26 protein-coding genes are annotated in these 26,566 nt (G+C 69.7%); 12 read left to right on the forward strand and 14 right to left on the reverse strand.

Annotation, left to right across the window (positions count from 1 at the left end):
- Positions 1-6: 6 nt before the first annotated feature.
- From DMC64_RS32325 to DMC64_RS32335, 3 genes are all read left to right on the forward strand, one after another.
- Positions 7-345, forward strand: coding sequence for a helix-turn-helix transcriptional regulator (locus tag DMC64_RS32325; protein WP_038516088.1), 339 nt, complete (start codon positions 7-9; stop codon positions 343-345).
- Positions 338-991 (forward strand): DUF899 domain-containing protein, encoded by a 654-nt coding sequence (locus DMC64_RS32330; protein ID WP_125736561.1) that lies wholly within the window; start codon positions 338-340, stop codon positions 989-991. Before DMC64_RS32325 ends, DMC64_RS32330 begins: the two co-directional genes overlap by 8 nt.
- 144 nt (positions 992-1,135) lie before the next feature.
- Positions 1,136-1,693, forward strand: a complete 558-nt coding sequence (locus tag DMC64_RS32335) for a dihydrofolate reductase family protein (RefSeq protein ID WP_125736562.1) — start codon at positions 1,136-1,138, stop codon at positions 1,691-1,693.
- Positions 1,694-1,730: 37 nt separating this feature from the next.
- Here the strand turns inward: DMC64_RS32335 and DMC64_RS32340 are convergent, their stop codons facing one another.
- Genes DMC64_RS32340 through DMC64_RS32355 form a run of 4 tightly spaced genes read right to left on the reverse strand, consistent with a single transcriptional unit; the run spans position 1,731 to position 6,948 of the window.
- Positions 1,731-2,294 carry an ATP/GTP-binding protein gene (locus DMC64_RS32340; protein WP_007033694.1) on the reverse strand — a complete coding sequence of 188 codons (564 nt, stop codon included), beginning with the start codon at positions 2,292-2,294 and terminating at the stop codon, positions 1,731-1,733.
- Positions 2,295-2,322: 28 nt separating this feature from the next.
- Positions 2,323-3,069 (reverse strand): DUF742 domain-containing protein, encoded by a 747-nt coding sequence (locus tag DMC64_RS43030; protein WP_199755164.1) that lies wholly within the window; start codon positions 3,067-3,069, stop codon positions 2,323-2,325.
- A gap of 7 nt (positions 3,070-3,076) precedes the next feature.
- Complete coding sequence (locus DMC64_RS32350; RefSeq protein ID WP_005166055.1) at positions 3,077-3,529, reverse strand: roadblock/LC7 domain-containing protein; 453 nt, start codon at positions 3,527-3,529, stop codon at positions 3,077-3,079.
- On the reverse strand, positions 3,526-6,948 hold the full coding sequence (locus DMC64_RS32355) for a nitrate- and nitrite sensing domain-containing protein (RefSeq protein ID WP_125736623.1): 3,423 nt from the start codon (positions 6,946-6,948) through the stop codon (positions 3,526-3,528). The genes DMC64_RS32350 and DMC64_RS32355 overlap by 4 nt, the downstream gene beginning before the upstream one ends.
- A 978-nt stretch (positions 6,949-7,926) precedes the next feature.
- On the opposite strand from DMC64_RS32355, the gene DMC64_RS32360 reads away from it, so the two are divergent.
- Positions 7,927-8,355, forward strand: a complete 429-nt coding sequence (locus tag DMC64_RS32360; protein ID WP_037343422.1) for a DUF485 domain-containing protein — start codon at positions 7,927-7,929, stop codon at positions 8,353-8,355.
- Entirely contained in the window at positions 8,352-9,926 is a 1,575-nt protein-coding gene (locus tag DMC64_RS32365) for a cation acetate symporter (RefSeq protein ID WP_037343421.1), read from the forward strand. Before DMC64_RS32360 ends, DMC64_RS32365 begins: the two co-directional genes overlap by 4 nt.
- A 60-nt stretch (positions 9,927-9,986) precedes the next feature.
- Here DMC64_RS32365 and DMC64_RS32370 read toward each other — a convergent pair whose 3' ends face one another.
- On the reverse strand, positions 9,987-10,556 hold the full coding sequence (locus DMC64_RS32370; RefSeq protein ID WP_125736563.1) for a TetR/AcrR family transcriptional regulator: 570 nt from the start codon (positions 10,554-10,556) through the stop codon (positions 9,987-9,989).
- A gap of 137 nt (positions 10,557-10,693) precedes the next feature.
- Here DMC64_RS32370 and DMC64_RS32375 point away from each other — a divergent pair, with 137 nt between their 5' ends.
- Positions 10,694-12,115 (forward strand): MFS transporter, encoded by a 1,422-nt coding sequence (locus DMC64_RS32375; protein ID WP_125736564.1) that lies wholly within the window; start codon positions 10,694-10,696, stop codon positions 12,113-12,115.
- On the opposite strand, the gene DMC64_RS32380 is transcribed toward DMC64_RS32375, so the two are convergent.
- The 5 genes from DMC64_RS32380 to DMC64_RS43035 form a co-directional block, all read right to left on the reverse strand.
- Complete coding sequence (locus DMC64_RS32380; protein ID WP_005166062.1) at positions 12,112-12,465, reverse strand: DUF3817 domain-containing protein; 354 nt, start codon at positions 12,463-12,465, stop codon at positions 12,112-12,114. The genes DMC64_RS32375 and DMC64_RS32380 overlap by 4 nt on opposite strands.
- 23 nt (positions 12,466-12,488) lie before the next feature.
- The gene (locus tag DMC64_RS32385) at positions 12,489-12,860 is read right to left on the reverse strand and encodes a hypothetical protein (RefSeq protein ID WP_037343419.1); all 372 of its coding nucleotides are present in this window, start codon (positions 12,858-12,860) and stop codon (positions 12,489-12,491) included.
- Positions 12,861-13,288: 428 nt separating this feature from the next.
- Positions 13,289-14,173: a lytic transglycosylase domain-containing protein gene (locus DMC64_RS32390; RefSeq protein ID WP_037343417.1), complete on the reverse strand. Its 885-nt coding sequence runs from the start codon at positions 14,171-14,173 to the stop codon at positions 13,289-13,291.
- Positions 14,174-14,304: 131 nt separating this feature from the next.
- Positions 14,305-14,787 carry a hypothetical protein gene (locus DMC64_RS32395; protein WP_037343415.1) on the reverse strand — a complete coding sequence of 161 codons (483 nt, stop codon included), beginning with the start codon at positions 14,785-14,787 and terminating at the stop codon, positions 14,305-14,307.
- A 353-nt stretch (positions 14,788-15,140) separates the two neighbouring features.
- Positions 15,141-15,296, reverse strand: coding sequence for a hypothetical protein (locus DMC64_RS43035; RefSeq protein ID WP_162182762.1), 156 nt, complete (start codon positions 15,294-15,296; stop codon positions 15,141-15,143).
- 133 nt (positions 15,297-15,429) lie between these two features.
- Between DMC64_RS43035 and DMC64_RS32400 the strand changes: the two genes are divergently transcribed.
- On the forward strand, positions 15,430-16,215 hold the full coding sequence (locus DMC64_RS32400; RefSeq protein ID WP_125736565.1) for a crotonase/enoyl-CoA hydratase family protein: 786 nt from the start codon (positions 15,430-15,432) through the stop codon (positions 16,213-16,215).
- Positions 16,216-16,225: 10 nt separating this feature from the next.
- A complete protein-coding gene (locus tag DMC64_RS32405; RefSeq protein WP_125736566.1) occupies positions 16,226-16,750 on the forward strand; it encodes a GNAT family N-acetyltransferase in 525 nt (174 codons plus the stop codon).
- A gap of 74 nt (positions 16,751-16,824) precedes the next feature.
- On the opposite strand, the gene DMC64_RS32410 is transcribed toward DMC64_RS32405, so the two are convergent.
- Complete coding sequence (locus DMC64_RS32410; protein ID WP_037343411.1) at positions 16,825-17,973, reverse strand: CaiB/BaiF CoA-transferase family protein; 1,149 nt, start codon at positions 17,971-17,973, stop codon at positions 16,825-16,827.
- A gap of 29 nt (positions 17,974-18,002) precedes the next feature.
- On the reverse strand, positions 18,003-19,154 hold the full coding sequence (locus DMC64_RS32415; RefSeq protein WP_037343499.1) for an acyl-CoA dehydrogenase family protein: 1,152 nt from the start codon (positions 19,152-19,154) through the stop codon (positions 18,003-18,005).
- Between the two features lie 104 nt (positions 19,155-19,258).
- On the opposite strand from DMC64_RS32415, the gene DMC64_RS32420 reads away from it, so the two are divergent.
- On the forward strand, positions 19,259-19,873 hold the full coding sequence (locus DMC64_RS32420) for a TetR/AcrR family transcriptional regulator (RefSeq protein ID WP_037343410.1): 615 nt from the start codon (positions 19,259-19,261) through the stop codon (positions 19,871-19,873).
- Positions 19,874-19,983: 110 nt separating this feature from the next.
- Here DMC64_RS32420 and DMC64_RS43370 read toward each other — a convergent pair whose 3' ends face one another.
- On the reverse strand, positions 19,984-20,166 hold the full coding sequence (locus tag DMC64_RS43370) for a hypothetical protein (protein ID WP_233629888.1): 183 nt from the start codon (positions 20,164-20,166) through the stop codon (positions 19,984-19,986).
- A 47-nt stretch (positions 20,167-20,213) separates the two neighbouring features.
- On the opposite strand from DMC64_RS43370, the gene DMC64_RS43375 reads away from it, so the two are divergent.
- The 3 genes from DMC64_RS43375 to DMC64_RS32435 all read left to right on the forward strand — a co-directional run bounded on the left by DMC64_RS43375 (position 20,214) and on the right by DMC64_RS32435 (position 23,449).
- Positions 20,214-20,801 (forward strand): hypothetical protein, encoded by a 588-nt coding sequence (locus tag DMC64_RS43375; RefSeq protein ID WP_233629889.1) that lies wholly within the window; start codon positions 20,214-20,216, stop codon positions 20,799-20,801.
- A 104-nt stretch (positions 20,802-20,905) separates the two neighbouring features.
- The gene (locus DMC64_RS32430) at positions 20,906-21,718 is read left to right on the forward strand and encodes a hypothetical protein (RefSeq protein WP_125736567.1); all 813 of its coding nucleotides are present in this window, start codon (positions 20,906-20,908) and stop codon (positions 21,716-21,718) included.
- Between the two features lie 117 nt (positions 21,719-21,835).
- Entirely contained in the window at positions 21,836-23,449 is a 1,614-nt protein-coding gene (locus DMC64_RS32435) for a succinic semialdehyde dehydrogenase (RefSeq protein ID WP_125736568.1), read from the forward strand.
- 75 nt (positions 23,450-23,524) lie between these two features.
- Here DMC64_RS32435 and DMC64_RS32440 read toward each other — a convergent pair whose 3' ends face one another.
- A complete protein-coding gene (locus DMC64_RS32440; RefSeq protein WP_125736569.1) occupies positions 23,525-26,551 on the reverse strand; it encodes a helix-turn-helix transcriptional regulator in 3,027 nt (1,008 codons plus the stop codon).
- Between the last annotated feature and the right edge of the window lie 15 nt (positions 26,552-26,566).

Consider the following 26,566-nt stretch of genomic DNA (forward strand, 5'->3'; position numbering starts at 1 on the left):
GCAGCGATGACCACTGATCAGCTCAGCGCCACGTTCGCCGCCCTGGCGGACCCCACCCGGCGGGCGATCCTCGCCCGGCTCGCCACCGGCGAGGCCAGCGTCAACGAGCTGGCCGAACCCTTTCCGGTCAGCCTCCAGGCCGTCTCGAAACACCTCAAGGTCCTCGAGCGCGCGGGGTTGATCAGCCGGAGCCGGACGGCGCAATGGCGGCCCTGCCGGCTGGAGGCCGCCCCGCTCGGCGACGTCTCCGCGTGGGTCGAGCGGTACCGGCGCTTCTGGGAAGGCGGTTTCGACCGCATGGAAGAACACCTGGCCGAACTTCAGAAAGGCGAACACGATGCCTGAGACCGCCACCCTGCCGCCGATCGTCTCGGCCGGCGAATGGCAGATCGCCCGAGACGCGTTGCTGGCGAAGGAAAAAGAACTCACCCGGGCCGCCGACGCGGTCGCCGCCGAACGGCGGCGCCTGCCGATGGTCCGCTTCGACAGCGGATACGAATTCGAAGGCCCCCAGGGCAAGATGACCCTGCTGGACCTCTTCGAGGGCCGACGTCAGCTGATCGTCTACCACTTCATGCTCGCGCCCGGGCAGAAGGCGGGCTGCCCCGGCTGCTCGATGCTCGTGGACAACATCGGCCACCTCGCCCACCTGCACGCCCGCGACACCACGCTGTACGTGGTCGCGCCGGCGACGCTGCCCGAGATCGAGCGGTACAAGGAGCGCATGGGCTGGACCATGCCCTGGGTCTCGACCCTCGGCTCCTTCAACCCGGACTCCGGTGTCGACGGCGGCTTCGGCGTCAGCGTCTTCCTGCGGGACGGCGACGACGTGTTCCGCACCTACTTCACCACGAACCGTGGCGGGGACCAGCTGATCGGGACACTGCGCTACCTGGACCTGACGCCGCTCGGGCGGCAGGAGGCCTGGGAGGAGTCCGGTCGGGGGACCGACGGCCCCGGGCACTGGTGGAAGCGCCACGACGAGTACTGAGCCGCCCGCGTTTAGTCCTCTGAATGCGCCTGGGCGCATTCAGAGGACTAAACGCGGGGAGGTGTGTCGAGAACCCGGCGGCCGCTCCGACCCCTCGGTGTCCGGCGCCCGGAAGGCGGGACGCCACACCGAAGGGATCCAGCCATGCGCAAGCTCGTCTACGCCGTCCACACCTCGCTCGACGGCCACATCGAAGGCCCGAAGGGCGAGTTCGACTGGGCCGAGATGGGCTCCGACCTGTCCGGCCACTCCAAGGAACTCACCGGCCGCGCCGACACCCTCGTCTACGGGCGGCGCGTCTGGGAGATGATGTCGTCGTACTGGCCGGAGGCCGAGACGATCTCGGACCACCCGCACGACCTGGAGTACGCCCCGATCTGGCGCGAGACGCCGAAGATCGTGTTCTCCCGGACGCTGGACAAGGCCGGCTGGAACACCGAGGTGATCGGCGGCGACCTCACCGAACGGGTCACCGAACTCAAAAGCAGGCCCGGTAAGGACCTCCTGCTGATGGGCGGGGCCGAACTCGCCACCGCGCTCTCGGACCGCGGCCTAATCGACGAGGCCCACGTCGTCGTGCACCCGGTGGTGCTCGGCGGCGGCAAGCAGGTGTTCGGTGGCGGCGTGCGCACGAACCTGCGGCTGACCGGCACCCGGACGATGGACGGGCGCGCGGTCCTGCTGACCTACGAGAAGGCGTGAAACCTGGGCGGCAGCCCCTACGCTGCCGCCGTCAGGATCACCTCGCGTTGCTCGCCCGCAACGCGATCCACTGCCGCATCGCGTACTCGACCAGCGTGATCAGCGTCTGCTTCGTCGACTCCCGCTCCCGCGCGTCACACCGGACGATCGGGATGTTGGGGTCGATCGACAGCGCTTCACGCACGTCGTTGATGTCGTGCTCGAGGATGCCGTCGAAGGTGTTCACCCCGACGATGTAGGGCAGGCCCCGGTCCTCGAAGAAGTCGATCGGCGCGAACGAGTCGGCCAGCCGTCGCGTGTCGGCCAGCACCACGGCGCCGATCGCGCCGCGGACGAGGTCGTCCCACATGAACCAGAACCGCTGCTGCCCGGGCGTGCCGAACAGGTAGAGGATCAGGTCCGCGTCCAGGGAGACCCGGCCGAAGTCCATCGCGACCGTGGTGGTCGATTTGTTGGGCGTCTGGTCGAGGTTGTCGATCCCCCGACTGGCGTCCGTCATCATCGCCTCGGTGGTGAGCGGGACGATCTCCGACACCGAACCGACGAAGGTCGTCTTGCCCGCACCGAAGCCACCCGCCACGACGATCTTCGCGGATGTCATGGTCGGGGGCGCGGTTTCCCGCGGTGCCTTAAAGCCGACGGAGTCCACTCAAAACCCTTTCCATCAACACCAGATGTGCCTCGGCGCCGTCATTGCCCGAAATCGTCTTGTGCACGCTGACCAATCCCGCGTCCGCCGCGTCGCTGATCAGCACGCGTGCCACACCCAGTGGTACGCGCAGGGTAGCCGCGATCTCGGCGACCGAACGCGGGGTGCGGCACTCCTCGATGATCGAGACGCACTCGATCTGGTCCGCGGCCACCGCGGGGAGGCTACCCGCCGCGACATGGTCCTTGGTGGAGATGAGGGTCTCCAGCTCGAGAGCGTAGTTCGCCTTGGTCCGGCCCCCGGTGAGGGCATAGGGACGGACGATCGCCGTCTCTTCGAGCGGCGACGGCGCCTGCTCGAAGACGGCGGGCATGATGAACTCGCCGCTGGGCGGGCCCGGGTCGAAAAGACCACCTGGTCTCGGCCCGACGGCACCTGCGCCGCTGTCGGGTGGAGAGGCAAGTGAGGTCACGCGGTCTCCTTGATCGGTCGGCTGCGGGACTGCCGGTTCCCCGGTGGCGTGTGCCCCGCCCACCTGGGGATCCTCTGACTGCTTGCTCTTCTTGCGCTTCCGACGACCACGACCCGAATCCAAGGTGAAGCCGTTGAGGACGTCGGCGAACGTGCCGTCGTCCCGTGAACCGGCAGCATGGGCAGCCCCCGCGTGCGGAGGCTGGTGTTCACCCGTCCCCGGCGGTTCGCCGAAGGATCCGGATCCGGTGCTCATCGGGACATCATCCCACCGGTTCGCCGATCAGCGACCCACCGGCGCCCTGCAATTGTGCGCGGAGTTCCGGCGTGAGGATCTGGCCGACGCGATCGACGAGCATCGTCATCTCGTAGGCGACCTGTCCGATGTCGCAGTTGGGGGCGGCGAGGATGGCCAGGCAGGAGCCGTCACTGATGGACATCAGCACCATGATGCCGAGTTCCATCTCGACGACGGTCTCGTTGACCGCGCCCGCCTCGAAGCAGCGCGCGGCGCCCTGGGTCAGGCTCACCAGGCCGGACGCGACGGCGGCCAGCTGATCGGCGCGGTCCAGCGGGAGCCTGCTGGACGCGGTGAGCAGGAGGCCGTCCGCCGACACGACCACGGCGTGCGCCACTCCGGGTACCCGCTCGGCGAAGTCGTTCACCAGCCACCCGAACTGGTTCTGCTGGGGCTGGGCCGGGTTCGGCGAGGTCATTCACCCTCCAGGGTTTCGTGGTTGGCTTCGGTCGCCTGGGCTGTGTGGTGCCGTCCGCGCTGGATGCCCTGCTGGAAACTGCTCAGGCGACCGCGCACGTCGTGCGCGTCTCGCTGTGGTCGGGGGGTGACCGCCCCGGCGGGCGGTCCCGCGCTGCCCGGGAGCAACTGCTCCCCGCGACGGCGCCTGGGTAATCCTGCCGAAGTCATCCGCGAGGGCACGGACTGGGACACCGCTTGGGCGGCTTTCCAGCCCTCGTCGGAGCCGAAGTTCCAGGCGTCCGTCCGCTCGGTGGCGGCGACCGGCTCCGGTTCCGGGGTCGCTGCCTGCGGTTTCCTGCTCGGCAACGCGGCGGGCGGGGCCGCGGGGCGCTCGGCCGTCTCCGGTGCCTTCGCGGCCTCGGGGGCCTTCGCCGTGTCAGCTGCCTTCGACGGCTCGGGTGCCTTCGCGGGCTCGGGCTTCGTGTCCGGCTGGGCGGTCGCCGTCTCGGCGGCGGCCGGCGTGGCCTTGTCCGCCGCTTCCTTGCGGCCTCGTTTGACGCCCTGCTGGAAGCTGCTGAGGCGACCGCGCACGTTCGCCGGGTCGCGGACCGGCAGTTCCGCTTTGGCGGCGGGTTCGGCGGCCGGGATCGACGACGCCGCGCTGCCCGGCAGCAGCTGCTCGCCCTTGCGGCGACGCGGCAACCCGGCCTGGGTGAACGTCGACGGGGCGTTCTGGGAGACCTCCTGCACCGTGCGGAAGGCCTTGTCGCTGGCGAAATCCCAGTTGCGGGCTTCCTGCTCGGCGATGGAAGCGGCCTCGGCCGCCTTCTCCGCGTCGGGCTCCTTCGTCCCCGGCTTCTCCTTCTTGGCCGCGGGTTCCGCCGCGACCTTTTCCGGAGCGGGCGCGGGCGAACGGAACCACGCCGAGAGCATCTCGTCGAAGATCGGCGTCGTCTCCGATTTGGGCGCCGCGGTCGGCGCCGCCGGTGCGGCGGGCGCCGGGGTGGCCGCCTGGTTCCACCACTCGCTCAGCGTCGTGTTGTTCTTGGCCTCGAACAGTTCCTTGCCGCTGGGCAGATCGCCGTCGGCCGGGGCGGGCTTGTCCGCCTCCTTGGCGACCGGTTCGGGCTCGGGCTCGGCGGCGGGTTCCGGTTCGGGACGGCGGGGCTCCGGCGCGGGCGGTGTCGTCTCGTCCCTGGGGATCGGGCTGAACAGCGCCGTCCCCGAGATCTCCAGATCCGACGGCGGCCGCGCCTCCTGGGGGTGGCTGTGCCCGTTCACCCCGGATTTGGTGTGCCCGGCCAGATCGCCCGCCGACGGCCACCGCTCGCCGCCCTGCGACGGGACGCTCGGCATCGCCGGGCGCGAACCGTTCGCGGGCCGCTGGCGGCGGGGCAGGCCGCCCGGCTGCTGCGGCGGCAATGGCGCGAGCCGCTGGGTGATCGGGCCGGTCGCGGGGCCGGGGTCTCCCCCGGGCGGGGCCATCACGAGGTCGGCCGGGACCGAGACGGTGGCGCGCACGCCGACGATGTCCTTGCCGCCGTGCAGCGAGACCCCGATGCGGTGCCTGCTGGCCAGCCGTCCGACGACGAACAGGCCCATCCGGCGCGAAGTGGTGAGGTCGACGTTGGGGGCTTCGGTGAGCCGGGCGTTGGCCTCGGCGACCTCGGCCTCGTTCATGCCGATGCCCTTGTCGAGGATGTCGATGCCGAACGAGCCGTCTTCGACGAGCCTGGTCGCGACGGTCACCTGGGTCTCCGGCGCGGAGAACGCCGTGGCGTTGTCCAGCAGCTCGGCGATCAGGCGCATCAGGTCGTTGGCCGCGTACCCGACCAGCCGCACCGGCGGCGGGTTCTGCACGGTGACCCGTTGGTACTGCTCGATCTCGGACACCGCCGCGCGCACGACGTCGGTCGCGGAGACGGGCTGACCGGACCGCCTGCCCGGCTCGGCGCCGGAAAGGACCATCAGGTTCTCGTTGTTGCGGCGCATCCGGGTGGCGAGGTGGTCCAGCTGGAACAGCGTGGCCAGCTGGTCGGCGTCCTCTTCGTCGCGCTCCAGCCGCTCGATCAGCTGCAGCTGCCGCTGCACGAGGCTCTGGCTGCGGCGGGAGAGGTTGACGAACACGTTGCTGTAACCGGTGCGCATCGAGGCCTGCTCGGTGGCCAGGCGCAGCGCCTGGTGGTGCACCTTGTCGAAGGCCCTGGCGACCTCGCCGATCTCGTCGTCGCTGCCGACCGGGACCGGCCGCACGTCGGTGCCCTGCGAACGGCCCTCCTGGATGTTGCGGACCGCGTCGGGCAGCTGCTTCTCCGCGACGTCGAGTGCGCTGGCGCGCAACACCTTCAGCGAACGCAGCAGCTGACGGGTGATGAGGAAGACGACGGCGACGGCGAGCACCATCGCGCCGAACAGCAGGACCGCGAGCAGGCCCGCGCCGCTGCTGGCGTCGTCGACCAGTTCGGCCGACACCGCGCTCGTCTCGGCGCCGAATTTGTTCGCGACCTCGCCGACCTTGCCGATCACCGCGGTCGACGCGTCGGTCCAGCCCTGTGCGGACAACGTGCGGAACGCTTGCGCCGACGGGGTTCCCTGCTCGCCGAGCGCCGTTTTCGCCAGCCTGTCCCGGTTTTCCATCGCCTGGTCGGTGACGGCGGCGCCGAATTCCTGGCGTTGCCGTTCCGACGCGGCGGCGCGGAAGTCGGTGAGCCGGTCGGTCAGCCGGAGTTCGGCGGTGCGCAGCTGGTCGAGCTCGCTCGGCGCGAGGCCCGACCGCGCGATGCCGAAGGAGACCAGCGCCTGGCTCAGCGACAGTTGTTCCTTCATCACGGCGAGGTCGTGCAGCGCCGTCGGGGTGCCGCCGAGGTCGTCCTGGCTGGCGCCGGCCGCCAGCGCGGTGTCGAGGGCGAGCAGCGCGGTGGTCACCTCGGTGTATTCACCGATCGCCTGGACCGGGTCGAGCTGTCCGGAGGACGCCCGCTGCCGGATGTCGGGCAGCCGGTCGAGCTGGGCGGCCGCGGCTTCCCGCGCCTGACGGAGCGACGGCTCGTTCTCCACCGCGCGGGACGCGGCGGCACCGTAGAGCGGGATGGCGGTGTCGACGTCGGCGCGGGCCGAGCCGAGCTCCAGGGTCCCGCCGACGGTGCCGGCGGTCAGCCCGGCGGCGGACTGGGTGCGTTCGCGGCCGAGGCCGTCGGTGAGGGTGCGGATGTGCCCGCTCAGCGCGACGAGGCGGTCGAGCCGCTGGTAGCCGTCGGAACGGCCGACCTGGCCGGCGATGGTGGCGATGCCCAGTGCCAGCGCGATGAGGATCGGCACCAGCGTCACGGCCGACAGCTTCACCGGCAGGCTCCAGTCCCGCCAGCGCACGAGCGTGCGCCAGCCGGTGGCCCACCGAGATGGCCGGGGAGTGCGTCCCAGCAGCTCCCCGACCGGCACTTGGCCTTCTCCTGCAACGGTCACGTAGGTGACTCCCTGTCCGGCGTCCTGGCACGGTCTGAGGCGTCCGTTCCCGCGAGGTACCTGCCTGCGGGGAACTCGACCCCGGCCTGACCACGTGATCGATCGCGGCGTGAAGGACCTCGTCCGTCGTTCCCCGCGCTGCCAGTGTCCCCAGGAACACCGGTCCGCGCCGGGAGGTCTTGCACCTGCACGTGCAGGTCGCAACCTGCGAAGTGCATGGTCGTCGAGATCAACTTTTCTTTGCCAATCGATCACTGCGGGTCGGCCGGGCCAAAGAATCGTACACCAATCCGGGTGCCGTCAATTCCGTTCAGTACACGGGTGCTGACCAGCGAAAAGTGTGCTTCCGAACGATCCGCGCGCCCCGAAAACCGCCCGTGCGTCACAAACGAGGGAATTCCGGTTACGGGTTGCGCGGATGCACAGGGTGTCCTAATCACCCGATCAGCCTACGTACGGTAGCCGCGTCGCCCGGTCGAACTACTTTCCGTGCCCCCAACGGGTGGGTCAAGCCCAAATATGTGCCCGATGTTGTGGCCTTGCCGCCCAAGCCGGTTCGATGTCGCCCGACATGGTGATTTCTTTCGAGACACCCGGCGAAGCGGGGGATCTTCCCCGGTCCGGGATGGCGGGCACGGTATCGAAACCCGGCGGCCCCGGGTAGCGAAACTACGATCTGTCACCAAATTGAGGGACAGAGCGTGGTCATCGTCCGTCGTTTGCCGCAGTGGGCCGTTCGGGCGACGACCGCGCGTGACAACTCCGCTCACTATGACGAGTGATAAAGCCGGTTCATTCCGGCCGAAACGATTTTCCGAAACACTAATACGAGGTAAAACCGAATACCGGCTCACGCCTTCGCGGAACCGGGGTCGCCTATTCAGAGCGGGTGAAGCCGTAGTTAGTATGTGCGCTCCCCGTACCGCGCCACGGATGCAAGCCCCGGAGGAACCCATGCCCGACGTCGCGCGTCCCTACGCGGCGAGCAACGCCCTGGAGGACACCGGGCAGATGCCCGCGCTGTTCGTCCGCGAGCGCCAGCGCCAGTCCGCTCCCCCGCCGCCGCGCCCGGCGGGCCCGGACTTCGACCGGATCCAGCACGGCAAGGAGTTCGTCGCGCTGCGCAAGACCTTCCGGCGGTTCGTGTTCCCGATGAGCGTGCTGTTCTTCACCTGGTACATGACGTTCGTGCTGCTGGCGGCCTACGCCCACGACTTCATGAGCCGCAAGGTGTGGGGCGAGGTGAACGTCGGCATCCTGCTCGGGCTCGGCCAGTTCGCCAGCACGATCCTGATCACGATCGCCTACCTGAAGTTCGCGAACAAGCGGCTCGACCCCAAGGTCGAGGCGCTGCGGGCCTCCGTCGGAGCGGGTGAGCGATGAGCATCCCCGACAACAACCCGGTGCTGAACATCGCGGTCTTCGCGCTGTTCGTCGCGATCACCCTGTACGTGGTGTACCGCGTCAGCACGCGCAACTCCTCCACTTCGGACTACTACGCGGCGGGCAGCGCCTTCACCGGACGCCAGAACGGCATCGCCCTCTCGGGTGACTTCCTTTCGGCGGCGTCGTTCCTCGGGATCGCCGGGGCGATCGCGATCCACGGCTACGACGGCTTCCTCTACTCGATCGGGTTCCTCGTCGCGTGGATGGTCGACCTGCTGCTGATCGCGGAACTGCTGCGCAACACCGGCCGCTTCACCATGGGCGACGTGCTGAGCTTCCGGATGAAGCAGCGCCCGGTCCGCGCCGCGGCCGCGACGTCGACCCTGGTGATCTCCTTCTTCTACATGCTCGCGCAGATGGCGGGCGCCGGTGGACTGGTGGCGCTGCTGCTGGACATCCACGGCGGGATCGGCCAGGCGCTCGTGATCGGCGTCGTCGGCGTGATCATGGTGCTGTACGTGCTGGTCGGCGGGATGAAGGGCACCACGTGGGTGCAGATCATCAAGGCGACCATCCTGCTGCTGACCGGTGCGCTGATCACCGTGTTCCTGTTCGGCAAGTTCGGGTTCAGTTTCTCGAACCTGCTCGCGGCCGCCGCCGACAACAGCCCGCTCGGCGACGAACTGCTGGAGCCGGGCGGTTCCTACGGCAAGAGCGAGGTCACGAAGCTCGACTTCGTCTCGCTGGCGCTGGCGCTGGTCCTGGGCGCCGCCGCGCTCCCGCACGTGCTGATGCGCTTCTACACGGTGCCGAACTCGCGCGAGGCGCGGCGCTCGGTGGTGTGGGCGACCGCGTGCATGACGATCTTCTACCTCTGCACACTGGTCATCGGCTTCGGCGCGGCCGCGCTGGTCGGGCCGGAGGCGATCAAGAGCGCACCCGGCGGGGAGAACTCGGCGGCGCCGCTGCTCGCGCTGAACATCGGCGGCACCCTCCTGCTCGGCATCGTCTCGGCGGTGGCCTTCGCGACCATCCTCGCCGTCGTCGCCGGCCTGACGATCACCGCTTCGGCGTCCTTCGCGCACGACGTGTACGCCAACATCTTCAAGCGCGGCAAGGCGGAACCGGCCGCGGAGGTCCGCGTCGCGCGGCTGACCGCGGTCGCCGTCGGGGCGCTCGCGATCATCGGCGGCATCCTGGCGAACGGACAGAACATCGCGTTCCTGGTGGCACTGGCGTTCGCCGTCGCGGCGTCGGCGAACCTGTCGACGCTGCTGTACTCGCTGTTCTGGAAACGCTTCAACACCACCGGAACCCTGTGGGGTATCTACGGCGGGCTGATCGCCAGCCTGGTGCTCGTGTTCTTCTCGCCGGTGATGTCCGGGGCCGCGGACTCGATCATCTCCAGTGTCGACTTCCACTGGTTCCCGTTGAAGAACCCGGGTCTGGTGTCGATCCCGTTCTCGTTCCTGTGCGGGTTCGTGGGCACCTTCGTCGGCCGGTCGAAGGCCGATCCGGTCAAGCACGCGGAGATGGAGGTGCGGTCCCTCACCGGGATCGGCTCCTGACGCGTGGCTCAAGTGTCATGAAAGGGTCGTTCAGGACATCTTTCGTCCTGAACGACCCTTTCATGACATCCGGAGACCGTCCAGCACGATCGTGAGAAGCCGCTTCGTGTCCTCCTCCGAAGCCTTGCTCGCCGCCGAGCCCAGTCCGTGCCCGAGCCGCAGGATGTCGACACCGGCGACGTCGGCCCGGAGCACTCCCTCGTCCTGCGCCGCCTTCACGATCGTGTCGGCCGCGGCCCGCAACCGTGCCTGACACCAGCCGAAGACCTCGGAGCCGGCGTCGACCGACGCCTTGAGCGTCATCGCGAGGCCGTGCTTTTCGACCACGTAGACGACGTGCGTGGCCAGCCACGTCTCGAGCGCCTTCCCCGGCGGCAACTCGTCGAGCAGGTCGTACGCCTGCTGCGCCAGCCCGTCGATCTCGTCGCGGTAGACGGCCTCGATCAGCTTGTCGCGCGTCGGGAAGTGCCGGTACAGCGTGCCCGCGCCGACCCCGGCGCGTTTGGCGATGTCGTCGGCGGGCACGTCCACGCCGTCGGCGGTGAACGCCTCCTTCGCCACGGCCACGATGCGCTCGTAGTTGCGCCGCGCGTCCGCACGCATGGGGCGGGCCGGATCGGCCGTGACCATCTGCACCTCCTCGGGCGACGAAAACGGAGACGTTCTCCGAATTCACTTGCGTAAGCGGAGAGCGTCTCCATATCATCGCTCACGACCTCAAGTGGAGAGTCTCTCCGCTTCATCTCGTTACGTCTTTGGAGTATTCCTTGACCGAACGAACCCTGCGTGCCGAGCCTAGGCCGGAGACGGCCGGGTCCCCACCGACTCCACACCGGCTGGTCCTCCCGATCATCCTGACCTGCCAGCTCATGCTCATCCTCGACGCGACGGTGATGAACGTCGCGCTCCCCCGCATCCAGTCCGAACTGGGCTTCACCGACACCGGCCTGTCCTGGGTGATGACGGCGTACAGCCTGGTCTTCGGCGGCCTGCTGCTGCTCGGCGGCCGGGCGGGCGACCTGTTCGGCCGTCGCCGGACCTTCGTCGCCGGCGCGGCCGTGTTCACCGCCGCCTCCCTGCTCGGTGGCCTCGCCGGCTCGGCGGAACTGCTGATCGCCGCCCGGGTCGCGCAGGGTGTCGGCGCCGCGCTCGCCGGGCCGAGCACGCTGGCGCTGATCACCAGCACGTTCACCGAAGCCAAGGCGCGGGTACGCGCGCTGGCGTTGTTCTCGGCGATGTCCAGCAGCGGTTTCGCGATCGGCCTGCTGCTCGGCGGGCTGCTGACCGAATGGATCTCGTGGCGGGCGGCGCTGTACATCAACGTCCCGTTCGGGCTCGCGATCGTCCTGCTCACCTCGCGGTACGTGGCCGATCCGCCCCGGCGGCGCGCCCGGCTGGACCTTCCCGGCGCGTTCACCGGCACCCTCGGTGTCGGCTCGCTCGTCTTCGCCTTCACCCACGCCGCTTCGCACGGCTGGGGCGACACGATCACCCTCGGCAGCCTCGCCGCCGGGCTGGCCTTGCTGGCCGCCTTCGTCACCATCGAAACCAGGGTGAGCGAGCCGTTGATCCCGTTGCGCCTGTTCGCCGAACGCGACCGTGCCGCGGCCTACGTCAACTTCTTCCTCGGGCCGATGGCGATGATGTCGATGTTCTTCTTCCTGACCCAGTTCCTGCAGGACATCGCGGGTTTCGCCGCGTTGGAGACCGGCTTCGCGTTCCTGCCGATGGCGGTCTGCATGTTCCTGATGAGCAGGCTGATCCCGAAGCTGCTCCCGCGGTTCGGGCCGAAACCGCTCGCGCTCGCCGGGACCGCGCTGATGACCGGCGGGGTCGTCTGGCTGACCACGCTCGCCACGGACAGCGGCTACTTCTCACATCTGCTGGGGCCGATGCTGCTGATGGGCGTCGGCGCGGGGCTGGCGTTCTCCCCGCTCAGCGTGATCATCATGGCGACCGTGCCCACCGACGACGCCGGTGCCGCGGGCGGCGCGTTGCAGACATTGCAGCAGGTCGGGGCGACCTTGGGACTGGCGATCCTGATCACCGTGTTCGGCGCGGTGACCCGCACCCCGTCCGGAGATCCGGCCGAGACCACCGTCGACGGGATGACCTCGGCCTTCACCGTCGCCGCCGTGGTGACGGCGTTGTCCTTCCTGGTGGCACTGACCTTCCGGCGCCGGGCTTAGAGCTTCGCGCCCGCCTGGACCTTGTGCGTGACCTTGCGCTCCATCACGAACGAGAAGAACGGGATGCAGCCCGCGATCAGCACGAGCAGGGTGCCCTTCATCGACCAGCGGGCCTTGATCGCGAGGTCGACCGCGAGCAGCAGGTAGATCAGGTAGAGCCCGCCGTGGACCATGGGGATCATCTTCACGAACTGGGGAAGTTCCACGCGGAAGACGTACTGCAGCAGCATCTCGACGACCAGCCCGAGAAGGGCCACACCGGTGGCGTACGCCGCGACGCGGAACCGGATCAGCGGTCCGCCCAGCGAGACCGGGCGGGCCGGGGCGGCGTCGTCAGTTCGGGTGGTCATAGGGTCTCGAACCTCTCTGGGGACTACTTGTCGCGGGCGTTGAGTTCGCGCAGGTACCTGTTGTACGCGGCGAGCTCGTCGTCCTCGGGGGGCGGCGGCACCGGGGCACGCCGCTGCCGGGGCGCGGGCACCTCGGGCACGGCGGTCTCGGCCACCGTCTCCTGGGCGTCGGCCTCGGCGGCACGGCGGCGGAGCTTGCGGATCCGCCAGAACATGAACGCGGGGAACAGCCCGAACAGCGGCCACTGCAGGACGTAGCCGAGGTTCTGGAACGTCCCGCTGGCCGAGGAGAACCGCTCCCACTGCCACCAGGCGAGCCCGCAGCACAGCGCCAGGCTCACCAGGCAGACGACGGCGATGCCGAGGCGGCGCAGGAGGACGGGCGAAGCGGACACACATCGACGCTAGCACTGGGTGCGCGGCGAATCGTCGCCGACCTGGGCGTTCGGGACCTTGGTCCCGGGTCCGGTCTCGTGAGTGGTAAGGACGGTTCTATTGAGGGGCAAGTCAAACGTGTCGTGTTCGCGATCGAGGCCTCCGCCGGGTCGAAGGCTCCCTTGGCCGCGTCCGACGCAGGGAGCCTTCGACCCGGGGTCGTGAGTGGCGATGCTCGTTCTAACCCTCTTTGCCACTCACGACTCCCCGCGAAACCGGACTTACCCCTCAATAACCAAGGGTGTCTTGGCTACCTACGGGTGTCGCGAAAGCCACTTTCGCAACCTTCAACGTTGCGAAAGTGGCTTTCGCAACCCCGGTCAAGGCCGGCACCCAGGTACCCGACCGCAGGCCAGAGGACAGGATTGGCCCTAACCGTCCTTACCACTCACGAGGCGGCGGCCACGGACTTCGCGTAGCCGTCCGCCAGCCCGAAGACCTTCTGCGCGTACTCGGTCGAGTTGTTGTACGACAGGATCCCCTGCCACCAGCCCGAGGCAGCCGACATGTCGCGGTTGTTCACGCACAGGTAGCGCGCCGCGGCCAGCGTCGCGTCGTCGATCTGCTGCGGGTCGCCGACGCCGTCGCGGTTGCCGTCGGCGGCGTACCGGCGCCAGGTGCTGGGGATGAACTGCATGGGGCCGACCGCGCGGTCGACGGCCGCGTCGCCGTCGAACTGGCCGCCGTCGGTGTCGCCGATCGCCTTCACCCCGGGCGACCCGTCGAGCGGGACGCCGATGATGGGCTTCGACGGCCGTCCGTCCTGGCCGAGGACGGCGCCGCCGTACTGGCCGTGGTTCGACTCGATCCGGCCGATACCCGCCAGGGTCGCCCACGAGATCTTGCAATTGGGCTGCATCTGCCGCATCGCCAGTTCGGCGTTGCCGTAGGCGAGCAGCGCCCTGGCCGGGATACCGGTGGCCTGGGCCGCCCGCTCGGTCCAGGCGGTCAGCGGGTCCTTGCCCGGTTTCGGCTGCGCCTGCTGCGGCGAGGTCTGCTGGGCGGCACCACCCGCGAGGGTGGCATTGACCGGGGCGACCGAACCGGGTTTGACGTCCGCCGCCTTGACCTGCAGCGCGGGGATCTCCATCGTCGTGGGGCTCGCGACCGGGGCGGACGCCTTGGTCACCAGCCAGATCCCGCCCCCGGCGAGGCCGAGCACGGCCAGCACGATCACCAGCCTGCCGAACACGGCGGCGCCCACCCCGCGGCGTGGCGGAGCGGGCGTGGCCGGGTCGTCGACGAGCTCGTCGTTTTCCGGGGTGGTGCGCACGAAGCGAGTCCTCCAGCGTGGGCGGCGATCACGACCGATGCTCGAACAACGAGCCCGCGCAGGTTAGCGTTACGCGGTAGCCGAGATCGCCCTTGCCACGCCGGTTCACCCGCGCGTGCGAGAAGTTCTCATCAGGCGGACTTCTGCTGCCTCGCCAGCCGCGCGACGCACCAGGCCGGGGCGCTGCCGCGGCGAAGGTGCTGCAAAACGGTCATCGGGCCGAGACGGCGGCTCAGGTCGGACGGGGCGAGCCCGGCCGCGCGGTAGTCGAGCGCACGCTGGTCGAGCGGGCTGATCCCGGCGTCCCACCAGGCTTCGGCCTCGGCGACGCCGCCCACCATCTGCCACCAGCCGGCGGCCGCGACGAGCAGGTCCTGCGGGACCTCCGGGAGACGGCGGCTCATGGCGTCGAGGTAGCCGGGGTCGGCGGCCTCGACCGGCGCCCAGCGCGCCTGGCCGGACTGCTGACGCTGGCCGGGGATTCCGGGAGCCTGCCTGGGCACGTCGGCCAGCCACGCCGACGCGATCCGGTCGGCCTCCTGCTCCTCGGGGGTCTGCTCACGCTCGGCCGCCCACTGCCGGATCAACGCATCGACTCCGGGATCTCCGGTCATCCCTGCCTCCTCATGATTCCCCGACTGACAAGTCCTGACTTACTTGCCCGGCTGGAAGTTCCCGCTGCCCTGGGGCTTGCACCTGCGGAAACTCCTCGCCCAGGAGGCCGGCTCCGGCGCCTGGAGGACCAACCGATCACGCAATGTGAGCACCGTAGGGGCGCGGAGGTCTTTTCCGCCAGAGCTTCCAGGGCACGAATTCGTCGACCAGCGGGTTTTCGGGGGCAATCCACCCGGATGGTCGAGTCGTCCGACCGAAATCCGAGACGGGTGACACTGAGTGATAACCGCAGGTGGCTGCGCACGGTGATCACCGGCGTCGCCGAGGACACCGGTGATCACGGGGACGAGGGTCAGGAGAAGAGGCTCCGGACGAAGGTCACGATGGCTTCGGCACCGGACCGGAGCCAGCCGAGCGCGGTGTGGACGGCATCGGCGGATTGCGTCGGCCTGCTGATCAGAAAGAAGAGCACGAGCGCGACGACGGCGATCACAACGAATTTCTTCAAGCCGGGCGACATGGCTCCATCCCATCACACCGTAGTGTCCAGACGATGACTCCGCGCGCACTGCGGACTTTGTCACCACTTTAAGGAGAATCGGGCCCTGTTGCCCACCCGTATCCGCCTGAGGGAGCGATCGATGAGCGAAAACGTTCTCGTCCACCGGGAAGGGCCGGTGACGACGATCACGCTGAACCGGCCCGCGTCCCGCAACGCGGTGGACGGGCCGACCGCGGCCGCGCTCGCGGACGCGTTCCGCGCGTTCGACACGGACGAGGAAGCCGCGGTCGCCGTCCTCACCGGTTCGGGTGACGCCTTCTGCGCCGGAGCCGATCTGAAGGCCGTCGGCACCGACCGCACCAACTCCCTCAGCCCGGCGGGTGACGGGCCGATGGGCCCGACGCGGATGTCCCTGTCGAAACCGGTGATCGCCGCGGTCCGCGGGCACGCCGTCGCGGGAGGACTGGAGCTGGCGCTGTGGTGCGATCTGCGGGTCGCCGACACCACGGCCGTCTTCGGCGTCTTCTGCCGCCGCTGGGGCGTGCCGCTCATCGACGGCGGCACGGTGCGCCTCCCCCGCCTGATCGGCCATTCGCGGGCGATGGACCTGATCCTCACCGGCAGGCCGGTCGACGCCGACGAGGCGCTCGCCATCGGACTTGCGAACCGGGTCGTGCCGGACGGCGAGGCCTTGACCGCCGCGCAAGCGCTCGCGCGCGAACTGGCCGCGTTCCCCCAGGCGTGTCTGCGCGCGGATCGCAAATCCGCGTACGGCCAGTACGGACTCACCGAAGACGAGGCGATGCGAGCCGAGTTCTCGAACGCGCTGATCGGCGGAGGGCTCGCCGAGGAGGCTGTCGCGGGCGCCGGCCGGTTCAGTGACGGCGCGGGGCGTCACGGCAGTTTCGAGCGCGATCCGTCCTAGGGTCTGTCGGATGACAGAAACCGGAGTCGCGCTCAGACCGGTGTCCGAAGAAGACCTGCCGATGCTCGAAGCGCTCACGAACGACCCACGGGCCGCGGGCCCGTTCGAGTGGCACGGCTGGCACGACCCGCATTTCCTGCGCCGCCGCTGGTCGGAGACCGGCATGCTCGCGGCGGACAACGGGATGCTGATGATCGATCTCGACGGGCAGCGGCTCGGGTTCGTGTCGTGGCACAAGACCAGGACCGGGTCGACGTCGTACTGCTGGAACGCCGGGCTCGTGCTCATCCCCGAGGCACGCGGCCACGGCTACGGCACCGAGGCCCAGCGGCTGCTGGTCCGCTACCTCTTCGCGCACACGCAGATGAACCGGGTCGAAGCGTCGACGGAGGTCGACAACGTCGCCGAGCAGCGCTCCCTGGCGAAGGCGGGCTTCACCAGGGAGGGCGTGCTGCGCGGCTACGGGTTCCGGGACGGGGCCTGGCGCGACCACGTCCTCTATTCGGTGCTGCGGTCCGATCTCGACGTGGGCTGAAAGCGTCCTTCACCGCATGAGACGCGGCGAAGGACGCTTTCACCGCGTCTCATGCGGGCAGAGCGTCCTTCAGCTCACGCGATGGTGCCCGCGGCCCGGAGCCGTTCGATCCCGTCGGCGTCCACGCCGAGTTCGGCGAGGACCTCGGCGGTGTCGCCGCCCTTGGGCCGCGGCGGTTCCGGCGTCTCGGCCGGCGTGCGGTCGAACCTCGGCGCGGGCGCCGGCTGCAGCATGCCGCCGACGTCGACGAACGTCTTCCGCGCGACGTTGTGCGGATGCGACGGCGCCTCCTTCGGGGAGAGCACCGCCGTCAGGCACGCGTCGGTGCCCTCGGCCTTCGCCACCAGTTCGTCGCGAGTGTGCTTCGCGACGGCCTCGGCGACGATCTTGCGCAGCTTCGGCCACTCGTTCTTGTCGACGTGGACCGGTGTCTCCTCGGGGTCGAGCCCGAGCACCTTCACCAGATCGCCCCAGAACCGCATCTCGATCGCGCCGATGGCGACGTACTTGCCGTCGGCGGTCTCGTAGGTGTCGTAGAACGGCGCGCCGCCGTCGAGCATGTTCTCGCCGCGCCCGCCGGACCACAGCCCGGAATCCAGCAGGCCGTGCAGGCTGGTGGTCAGCAGCGCCGCACCGTCCACCATGGACGCATCGACCACCTGGCCCTTGCCCGACGTCTGGCGTTCGAACAGCGCCGCCAGCACGCCCATCGCGAGCAGGAGGCCACCGCCGCCGAAGTCACCGACGAGGTTGAGCGGCACCACCGGCCGCTGCCCGGCGTGCCCGATGGGTTCGAGCGCGCCGGAGATGCCGATGTAGTTGATGTCGTGCCCGGCGACAGTCGCCAGCGGGCCGTCCTGGCCGTAGCCGGTCATCCGGCCGTAGACCAGCCGCGGGTTACGGGCGTGGACCTGTTCCGGTCCGATGCCCATCCGCTCGGCGACGCCGGGGCGGAAACCCTCGATGAGCACGTCGGCGTCGTCGGCGAGTTTCAGCACCAGTTCGACGCCCTCGGGGGTCTTGGTGTTGATCCCGATCGACCGCCTGCCGCGGGCGAGCGGATCGTTCGGGAACCCGATGACGTCGTTGCCCGGTGTCGCCCGGTCGATCCGGACGACCTCCGCGCCGAGATCGGCGAGGATCGTGCAGGCGAACGGCGCCGGGGCGAGCCCGGCCAGTTCGACGACCTTGAGCCCGCTCAGCGGGCCGGCCTTCTTCGCCACGTCTTTCCTTCCTACGCCAACGGTTCCGCTCAGAGCGTGCGGGAGATGATTTCCTTCATGATCTCGCTGGTGCCGCCGAAGATCCGGGAGATCCGGATGTCGGCCCACGCCCGCGCGATCGGGTACTCGGTCATGTAGCCGTAGCCGCCGAAGAGCTGCAGGCAGTCGTCGACGACCTTGTTGACCCGTTCGGTGGTCCACAGCTTCGCCATCGCCGCGCCCTGCACGTCGAGTTCCTTGCGCAGATGCCGTTCGATGCACTGGTCGAGGAAGGCGCGGGACACCGCGGCCTCGGTCGCGGCCTCGGCGAGTTTGAACTTGGTGTTCTGGAAGTTGTAGACCGGGCGGCCGAAGGCCTGGCGGTCCTTGGTGTAGGCGATGGTCTGGTCGATCGCGGCCTCCATCCCGGCGACCGCGGTGACGGCGATGATCAGCCGTTCCTGCGGCAGCTGCTGCATGAGCTGGATGAAGCCGAGACCTTCCTGCGCGCCGAGGAGGTTGGCGGCGGGGACGCGGACGTCGTCGAAGTTCAGCTCCGCGGTGTCCTGGCCCTTGAGTCCGATTTTGTCGAGGACGCGGCCGCGGCTGAAGCCCGGCGTGTCGGTCTCGACGGCGATCAGCGAGACACCCTGCGCGCCCGCGTCCGGGTCGGTCTTCACCGCGACGACGACGAGATCGGCGTGGAAACCGTTGGTGATGAACGTCTTCGCGCCGTTGATCACGTAGTGGTCGCCGTCGCGCACCGCGCGGGTCTTGATGCCCTGCAGGTCCGAACCCGTGCCGGGTTCGGTCATCGCGACCGCGCCGACCATCTCGCCGGAGGCGAATTTCGGCAGCCACGCCTTCTTCTGCTCTTCGTTCGCGTACTCCAGGATGTAGTGCGCGACGATTCCATTGTGGACGGTGACACCCCAGGCGCTGTCACCGGACCGTGCCTGCTCCTCGTAGAGCACGGCCTCGTGGGCGAACGTGCCGCCGCCACCGCCGTACTCCTCCGGGATGGACAGTGCCAGCAGACCGACCTCGCCCGCCTTCGTCCACAGCTCGCGGTCGACCTTCTTCTCGGCCGCCCAGCGCTCCTGGTTCGGCGCGAGTTCCTTCTGGCAGAAGGTCCGGGCGAGGTCCCGGAGGTCTTCGAGCTCCGTCGTGCTCCACGAACTCTTCTGGATCTGCAAGGGCACGGCCAACGCCTCCTGATCGGACCTGGAAAACATGACGCTTAGGATGTAAGTTCCATTCGGAATGTACATCCGTACCGAGCTGCACGTAAAGGGGGTCGGATCCGGTGAGTGTGCTCGGCAGGACCCACCGCACCCAGGCCGAGCGTCGGGAGCAGACCCGCACCGCACTGCTCGACGCGACCATCGACTGCCTCGTCGACCTCGGCTACGCGCGCACCTCGGTGCAGGAGATCTGCGCCCGCGCGGGTGTCTCGAAGGGCGCCGTCCAGCACCACTTCTCCGCGAAGGCCGAACTCATGGCCGCGGCCGTCGAGCATCTGACGGAGAAGTTGCGCGGACGCCTCGCGACGTCGATTTCGGCGCTCCCCGGCGGCGCCTCGGGCGTCGCGGCGGCGATCGACCTGCTGTGGGAGGGCTATTCGGGCACGCTGTCCACGGCCGCCACGGAACTGTGGGTCGCGGCGCGCACCGATCCCGAACTCCGCGAGGCGATCCGGCCGGTCGACCGGGCGCTGGGCCGCTCGACGCTGGAGCACGTCACCGCGGTCGCCGGCGATCTCCCGAAGGAACGCGCGGAGATCCTCTTCTGGCTGACCGTGAACCTCACCCGAGGGCTGGCGCTGGACGCCGAACTCGGCGGCGATCCCCAGCGGCGCCGGCAATTGCTCGACGAGTGGAAGCGCGTCGCGGTCATGTTGTACGAGGACACTTCACCGTAGGCTTCGCCCATGGGGAGACCGAGGGTGTTCGCCGTGCTGTCCGCCGCCGTCCTGATTCTCACCGGGTGCGCGGCCGCACCGGAACCTTTGTCTTCAGGCCCTTTGACACTTCACGAAGCGCTCGGCGATCCCACGACCGTGGACTTCTGCGGCCTGCTGGACTTCGCCGACATCGAGAAGACCCAGCGGCCGGCGTCGGTCCCGATGCCCAGCATGGGCGCCTGCTCGTTCCAGTCCGGGAGGACCCTGGTCAGTTTCGGTTTCCCGGACGACCGGGCGAACGAACGTCTCACCGGCGCCACCCCCGGTCGGCGAGCCCTCGCTTCCCCGCGGCCTGCGCGTGGTCCGCACGGACCTCCAAGGGCAGCCCGTCCTCCACTTGCTCTTCGCCGACGACACCTCCTTGCGCATCGGCACGTTCTTCGAATCCGGTGAAGGCGCCGGACCCGACGCGCTCGCCGTGGCGACGAAAACCGCCGAAACCGCCGTTAGGGCCCTCGCCGCGGGCAAACGGGCGAAACATTTCGAGTACCGCGGCGATTCCCTGGCACGGCTGACCGCCTGCACCGCCTTGTGGTCCGATGCCGAGGTCTCCGCCCGGCTGGGCGCCGCCGTCACCGGGAAAGGCGACCTGTCCCGGCACTCCTGCCGCTGGGGCGAGGAGGACGCGGAACGGCTCGTGCGACTGGAGTTCGGCCTCGGCCCGCGCCCGAAGGCCGCGGCGGGCGTCCACGAGGAAACGGTGGGCGGGCACAGGTCTTTGGTGCAGGAGGCCGGCGACGGCTGCACGATTCTGACCGGCCACATCGGCGGCCCGGACGCGAGCCGGGATCAGGTCGAGCACGCCGTTCTCGCCGTGCGGGCGCCGGACGCGTGCGGCGTCGCCAGGGCGCTGGCGGCCACGGCTTGGCCGAAACTCCCCTCGTAGCAGGCGCGAAAGCGGTTGACCAGAGCACTGGTGACACTTATCTCCTCGGCCGATTCGTGGTGGAATTCCTTGCTGGCCACCAAAAACCGGCGGAGGAGCCGACCATGAGCGCGCCGCAGCAGCAGCCGTACCAACCGACTGGCCCGTTCGGCGCAATCCCGCCCGCCGCCACGCCGCGCCCGCCGTCCGACGCCCGGCTCCCCCGCCTTTTCGCCGCGATGATGGGGGTTTTCGCCGGTCTGCTGGTCCTTCTCGCGACTTTTCTCCCGCAGTCGACGTACGAACAGCTTTCCGAGGGCAAGCCGGTGACGAAGCTCGCCGAAACCGGCTGGACGCGGACCTTCGACATCGAACCTTCGACCGAGGAGAAGGAGTTCTACGACAAGACGCATGTCGCCCGCTACGGCATCCCGCTGTCGGCCGCCGCGCTGACCCTGTTCGCGGGGGCCGCGGTGGGTTTCGCCGCGTACCGGCGGAGTTCGGCTTCCATCGCCGCGACGACATCGAGGACACTGCTGGTCGCCGGCGGAGCGGGGACCGCGATCGGCGTCTGGATGCTCGGCATGGACATCTCGGCGAGCCTCAGCTTCGGACAGGACACCGGCCGCTTCGTCTCGCGTTATGGGACCGGCAGCGGTTTTTGGATCCTGCTCGCGGGCGGGCTCGTGGCGTTGCTCACCATCGGGCTGGCGATCGTGGCCAACCGGCGTGAACCGGCACCGCCCCGGCAGGCCTCTTACCCGGTGGCGTACCCGCCTTACGCGCCCGGCGTCCCTCAGCAGCAGTATCCGCAGCAACAGCAGCCTCAGCCCTACGAGCCGCCGTCTCCCCCGACCCCACCCGCGGGCTCCGCGCTGCAGCAGCAGGACATCCTTCGCCCGTCCCCGGACAATCCCCCACGACCCGATAATATGTGAAACTTATTCATATCAGCGGTGGACAGTCTCCATACCGGCAGTATGCTGTACTCGTCGGTAACACCTGGGCTCTGCGTGGCGCCTCCCCGGCTCCGCGCGGCATGGAACGGAGACGGCATGACGAGCACGACACCGGCGAGCGCGGGCCACCACACCGAAGGACCGGCCACCATCGGCGACGTCCCCGGCGCCCCCGCGATGGCGAGGGCGGAGCGGCTCGTGCGCCGGGTCGTGGGCGGCGCGGACTCCGCGCCGGTCCAGATGCGCGCGCCCTTCACCGGGCAGCCGATCGCGACGCTGCCCCAGGCCACCGACGCCGACGTCCGCGCCGTGTTCGACCAGGCGCGGGAGGCTCAGCGCGCGTGGGCCGAGCGGCCGGTCGAAGACCGCCAGCGCATCCTGATCCGCCTGCACGACCTGGTCCTGAAGCGCCAGGAAGAGGCGCTCGACCTCGTGCAGATCGAGGCGGGCAAAGCCCGGATGGACGCCTTCGACGAGGTCAGTGCCACCGCCCTCGTGGCCGCCTACTACGGCAAGCACAGCGCGAAGTTCCTTTCGCCGCGCCGCGCCGCCGGGCTGATCCCGGTGCTGACGAAGGTCGGCGAGATCCGGCACCCCAAGGGCGTCGTCGGGATCATCTCGCCGTGGAACTACCCGCTCGCGCTGACCGCGATGGACGTCCTGCCCGCGCTCGCGGCGGGCAACGCCGTCGTGCAGAAGCCGGACAACCAGACCGCGCTTTCGGCGCTGTGGCTGCAGGAGGTCGCCGAGGAGGCCGGGCTGCCCGCCGGGGTCTGGCAGATCGTGCTCGGCCGGGGTTCGCAGATCGGCGACGCCCTGGTCGAGGAATCCGACTACCTGTGCTTCACCGGATCCACGCCCACGGGCAAGGGGCTCGCCGCGAAGGTGGCGGAGCGGCTGACGAGCTACTCGCTGGAGCTCGGCGGCAAGAACCCGATGATCGTGCTGCCCGACGCGGACATCGCCAAGACCGCCGCGGGCGCGGTGACCGCGTGCTTCTCCTCCGCGGGGCAGCTGTGCGTCTCGGTCGAGCGCATCTACGTCCACGAGTCGATCCGCGAGGAGTTCACCCGCGCCTTCGTCGCCAAGACCGCCGCGCTGCGGCTCGGCGGTGCGCTGGATTACCAGGCGCAGATGGGCTCCCTGACCTCCGAGGCCCAGCTGGAGACGGTGTCGGCGCACGTCGAGGACGCCCGGTCCAAGGGCGCGAAGGTGCTCACCGGCGGCAAGGCCCGGCCCGACCTGGGCCCGCTGTTCTACGAGCCGACCGTGCTCACCGACGTCACCGAGGACGTCAAGCTGTTCGCCGAGGAGACCTTCGGGCCGGTCGTGTCGATCTACGGCTACACCGACGTCACCGACGCGATCGAACGCGCCAACGACACGAAGTTCGGGCTGAACGCGAGCGTCTGGTCGCGCAACGGCCGGGCGGGCTGGGAGGTCGCGGCGCGGCTGAAGGCCGGGACCGTCAACGTCAACGAAGGCTTCGCGGCGACCTTCGGGACCGTGGGCCTGCCGATGGGCGGGATGAAGGAGTCCGGTGTCGGACGGCGCAACGGCGCCGAAGGGCTGCTCAAGTACACCGAGGCCCAGGCGATCGCGGTGCAGCGCGGGATGCCGCTGCGCCCCGGCAAGGGAATCCCGCCGAAGCTGTGGGTGCGAGCCCTCAGCACGAGCCTGAAGGCCCTCCGCCGCCTCCCCCGCCGCTGATCCCCCTCCCGCATTTCGTCCTCTGATTGCGGTACTTGCCACGCGCAAGGATCGCGTTCAGAGGACGAAATGCGGCTAAGAGGAAGACGTGGGGGCCGCCAGGATGCCTCGGTCGTAGGCGATCGCGACGGCCTCGGCCCGGCGGCTCGCGCCGAGTTTCGCCATCACGCGCGAGAGGTGGACGCTCACCGTCTTCTCGCTGATGTACAGCTCTTCGCCGACCTGCCGGTTGGTCCGGCCGAGCGCGACGCGCTCCAGCACGTCCCGTTCCCGGTCGGTCAGCGGGTCGACGACGTCACGACGCGGCGCCACGGCCTCGCCGGGAAGCTCGACGCGCGCCCGGTGGCTGAGCTCCCGGACGGCTTCACGCAACGGGCAGGCGCCCAGCCGGTCGGCCACCGCGTGCGCGGCCAGCAGCTCCGACGCGGCGAGCGCGGTGTCGCCGTCCGAGGCCAGCAGGGATTTCGCGTGCTGCAGGCGGCACATCGCCTGCTCGTACACCGCGCCGTACCCGAACGCCTCGACCGCCTTCGCCCACAACGCCGGATCCCCCGCGCCGCGCAGGCAGGCGCCGAGCGCCTCCAGCCGGGCGAGCCACGCCAGCGCCTCCGGGCCGAGCGACACCGAACGCGGGATGCCGTGTTCGGCGCAGTGGCGGCCGTGGGCGAGCAGCTTCTCGCCGGCTTCCACCGCGGCCTCGGCCGTCACCAGATCGCCGCGCACTCGCGCTTCGGCGGCCTGGGCGACGGCCGCCGCGAGACCGTGCACGCTGATCCGGATCCCGCCGAGCACCGCGGGTTCGACCTCTTCGAGCCAGTCGATCAGTTCCCGCGCCTGCCGCACCGCGCCCGCGTAGTCCTTCCGCCACGACGCGAGCTGGATGGCGGCGTCGGCTGACGCGAGCGCGATCGAGTAATCCGCGCTCCAATGCTGACGGAGGCTCGGCAGGATCTTGTCCGCGTCCGCGAACCGGCCCCGGCCGACGACGAACTGCGCCCAGATCCCCAGGAACCGTCCGGCGACGACACTCGACACCCCGCGGCCCGCGCGGCCGGCGTCGTCGTCTTCCGGCCAATCCCCGCTGACGTACCGCAGCGTGAGGTGTTTGGTCCGTAGCTCGATGCCGAACGAGCTCCAGGTCAGCCCGGTCTCCTTGGCCCGCTGGATGCCCTTGGCGTAGTACTTCAGCGCGGACCGGATCTCGGCGCGGTCGTCGTAGCTCAGCCCGAGGAAGTGCAGCGCCCGCAGCTCACCGTTCAGCGCGCCGGAATCCCTCGCCTTCCGCTCGGCCTCGCGCAGCCGCTCCCGCGCGAGCTCGACGTCGCCCGCCGAATCGGCCAGCGTCCCGAGGGAGACCAGCGCCGCCGCCTCCGCCCCGCCCGCGCCGACGGCCCTGGCGTCCGCGACCGCGGCCAGCGCGCACCGCAGGGCCTCGTCGTGCCGGTCGATCAGCCGCAGGATCCCGGCGCGGGTCGCGAGCACCCAGGCCCGCGCGGCACTCGCCTCGGTGTGTTCGACCAGTTCCCAGGCCTTGTCGATCGCCTCGACGACCTCGTCGAGCGTGCCGTCGACCGAAAGCAGCGCCTCCGCGTGCCGTCGCCAGACCTTGGCGGCCCGTTCGTTGCCGGTGTCCGGGCCGAGGGCCTCGGTCGCGGAGCGCGAATAGGCGACCGCGCGCTCCGGCTCGCCCGACGTGCTCGCGAAATACGACGCCTCGTGCAGGAGGCGGAGCTCGTCGACGTCCGACGGGCGGTCCGCCGCGGGCACGGCGTCCCAAATGGACAGTGCCTGCTCGACGTGCCGCAACGCGGAACCGGGTGCGCCCAGCTTCTCCGCCTCGTCCATCGCGCGCAGCAACGCGGCCAGCGCGGTGACGAAGTCCTTGCTCTCCAGGCTGTGGTGCGCGAGCCGCGCGTGCTGGCCCCGGCCCTGGGTCCGGTTCCGGATGCGGGCCGCGTACGCCGCGTGCATCCGCACCCGCTCGCCCGGCAGCAGGTCGCCGTACACCGCTTCCTGCAGCAACGCGTGGCGGAAGGTGTAGAAACCGTTCTCGATCACCAAAACGTGATGCTGCACGGCCTCGCGCAACGCCTCGTCGAGTTCGAGCTCGTCCAGCCCGGAGATCTCCGCGAGCGCGGCGTGCGCCACCGAATCCTTGGCGACCGAGACCACGCGCAGCACCCGGCGCGTGATCTGGGAAAGCTGTTCCACCCTGGCGAGGAGCACTTCGGCCAGCCCGGCGGGGAGTTCGCGGCAGTCCTTCGCCGACGCCAGCAGCTCCTCGACGAAGAACGGATTGCCCTCGGACCGGGAGACGATGTCGGCGATCATGTCCTGGCCGATCGGCTCGTCGGCCAAGGCCTCGACGAAGGCGCGCGCGTCCTCGGCGCCGAACGGCTTGACCTCGACGCGTTCGACCGCGCCCAGCCGGACCACCTCGGACAGCAGCGCGCGGAGCGGATGCCGCCGGTGGACGTCCTCCTCGCGATAGCTCGCCACCACCAGCAGCCGCTGGGTGCGCAGCCTCGTCAAGAGGAAGGACAGCAGGTTCCGGGTGGAGCCGTCGGCCCAGTGCAGATCCTCCAGGAGGATCACCACGGGCCGGCGCTGAGCGATGACGGTCAGCACCCCCAGTACCGCGTCGAACAGCTGGAGCTGGCCGAGGTCCTGCTCGGGACCGAGCCGTTGCGTCGACACCCGTTCGCTCGCGGTGAGCTGACCGTCTTCGATGGCGGGGTAGTCCTCCGCCTGCTGCATCTGCGGGAGCAGCCTGCCCAGCGCCGGCCGGGCCCGGACCGCGGCGGTGACCGCGGGATCGGAGGTCGTCGCCAGCGGCGCCAGCGCCTCGGCGAACGGAAGATAAGGAAGACCGCCCTCATGGACGTCGATACAGCGCCCGGTGAGCACCAGGGCGCCCGCGCCCGCGGCGTACTCGCCGAGCGCGGTCAGCAGGCGGGTCTTGCCGACGCCGGCGTCACCGGAGAGCAGCACCGCACCGGCCTCGGCCCGTTCTGCACGGGCGAAGGCGGCGCGGAGCTGCCGCATCTCCTGTGTGCGGGCGACGATCGGGATTCCGGAGCCAAGACGGGGCACGAGGTGCATTCTTGCCTACCGGAC

The sequence above is a fragment of the Amycolatopsis sp. WAC 04197 genome, from assembly GCF_003947475.1.
GTDB lineage: Bacteria > Actinomycetota > Actinomycetes > Mycobacteriales > Pseudonocardiaceae > Amycolatopsis > Amycolatopsis japonica.

What these genes read in the sequence shown, in the direction of transcription:
- DMC64_RS32325 (WP_038516088.1), top strand. Translation starts at nt 7, where the DNA reads ATGACCACTGATCAGCTCAGCGCCACGTTCGCCGCCCTGGCGGACCCC.
- DMC64_RS32330 (WP_125736561.1), top strand. Translation starts at nt 338, where the DNA reads ATGCCTGAGACCGCCACCCTGCCGCCGATCGTCTCGGCCGGCGAATGG.
- DMC64_RS32335 (WP_125736562.1), top strand. Translation starts at nt 1,136, where the DNA reads ATGCGCAAGCTCGTCTACGCCGTCCACACCTCGCTCGACGGCCACATC.
- DMC64_RS32340 (WP_007033694.1), bottom strand. Translation starts at nt 2,294, where the DNA reads ATGACATCCGCGAAGATCGTCGTGGCGGGTGGCTTCGGTGCGGGCAAG.
- DMC64_RS43030 (WP_199755164.1), bottom strand. Translation starts at nt 3,069, where the DNA reads ATGAGCACCGGATCCGGATCCTTCGGCGAACCGCCGGGGACGGGTGAA.
- DMC64_RS32350 (WP_005166055.1), bottom strand. Translation starts at nt 3,529, where the DNA reads ATGACCTCGCCGAACCCGGCCCAGCCCCAGCAGAACCAGTTCGGGTGG.
- DMC64_RS32360 (WP_037343422.1), top strand. Translation starts at nt 7,927, where the DNA reads ATGCCCGACGTCGCGCGTCCCTACGCGGCGAGCAACGCCCTGGAGGAC.
- DMC64_RS32365 (WP_037343421.1), top strand. Translation starts at nt 8,352, where the DNA reads ATGAGCATCCCCGACAACAACCCGGTGCTGAACATCGCGGTCTTCGCG.
- DMC64_RS32370 (WP_125736563.1), bottom strand. Translation starts at nt 10,556, where the DNA reads ATGGTCACGGCCGATCCGGCCCGCCCCATGCGTGCGGACGCGCGGCGC.
- DMC64_RS32380 (WP_005166062.1), bottom strand. Translation starts at nt 12,465, where the DNA reads ATGACCACCCGAACTGACGACGCCGCCCCGGCCCGCCCGGTCTCGCTG.
- DMC64_RS32395 (WP_037343415.1), bottom strand. Translation starts at nt 14,787, where the DNA reads ATGACCGGAGATCCCGGAGTCGATGCGTTGATCCGGCAGTGGGCGGCC.
- DMC64_RS32400 (WP_125736565.1), top strand. Translation starts at nt 15,430, where the DNA reads ATGAGCGAAAACGTTCTCGTCCACCGGGAAGGGCCGGTGACGACGATC.
- DMC64_RS32405 (WP_125736566.1), top strand. Translation starts at nt 16,226, where the DNA reads ATGACAGAAACCGGAGTCGCGCTCAGACCGGTGTCCGAAGAAGACCTG.
- DMC64_RS32430 (WP_125736567.1), top strand. Translation starts at nt 20,906, where the DNA reads ATGAGCGCGCCGCAGCAGCAGCCGTACCAACCGACTGGCCCGTTCGGC.
- DMC64_RS32435 (WP_125736568.1), top strand. Translation starts at nt 21,836, where the DNA reads ATGACGAGCACGACACCGGCGAGCGCGGGCCACCACACCGAAGGACCG.
- DMC64_RS32440 (WP_125736569.1), bottom strand. Translation starts at nt 26,551, where the DNA reads ATGCACCTCGTGCCCCGTCTTGGCTCCGGAATCCCGATCGTCGCCCGC.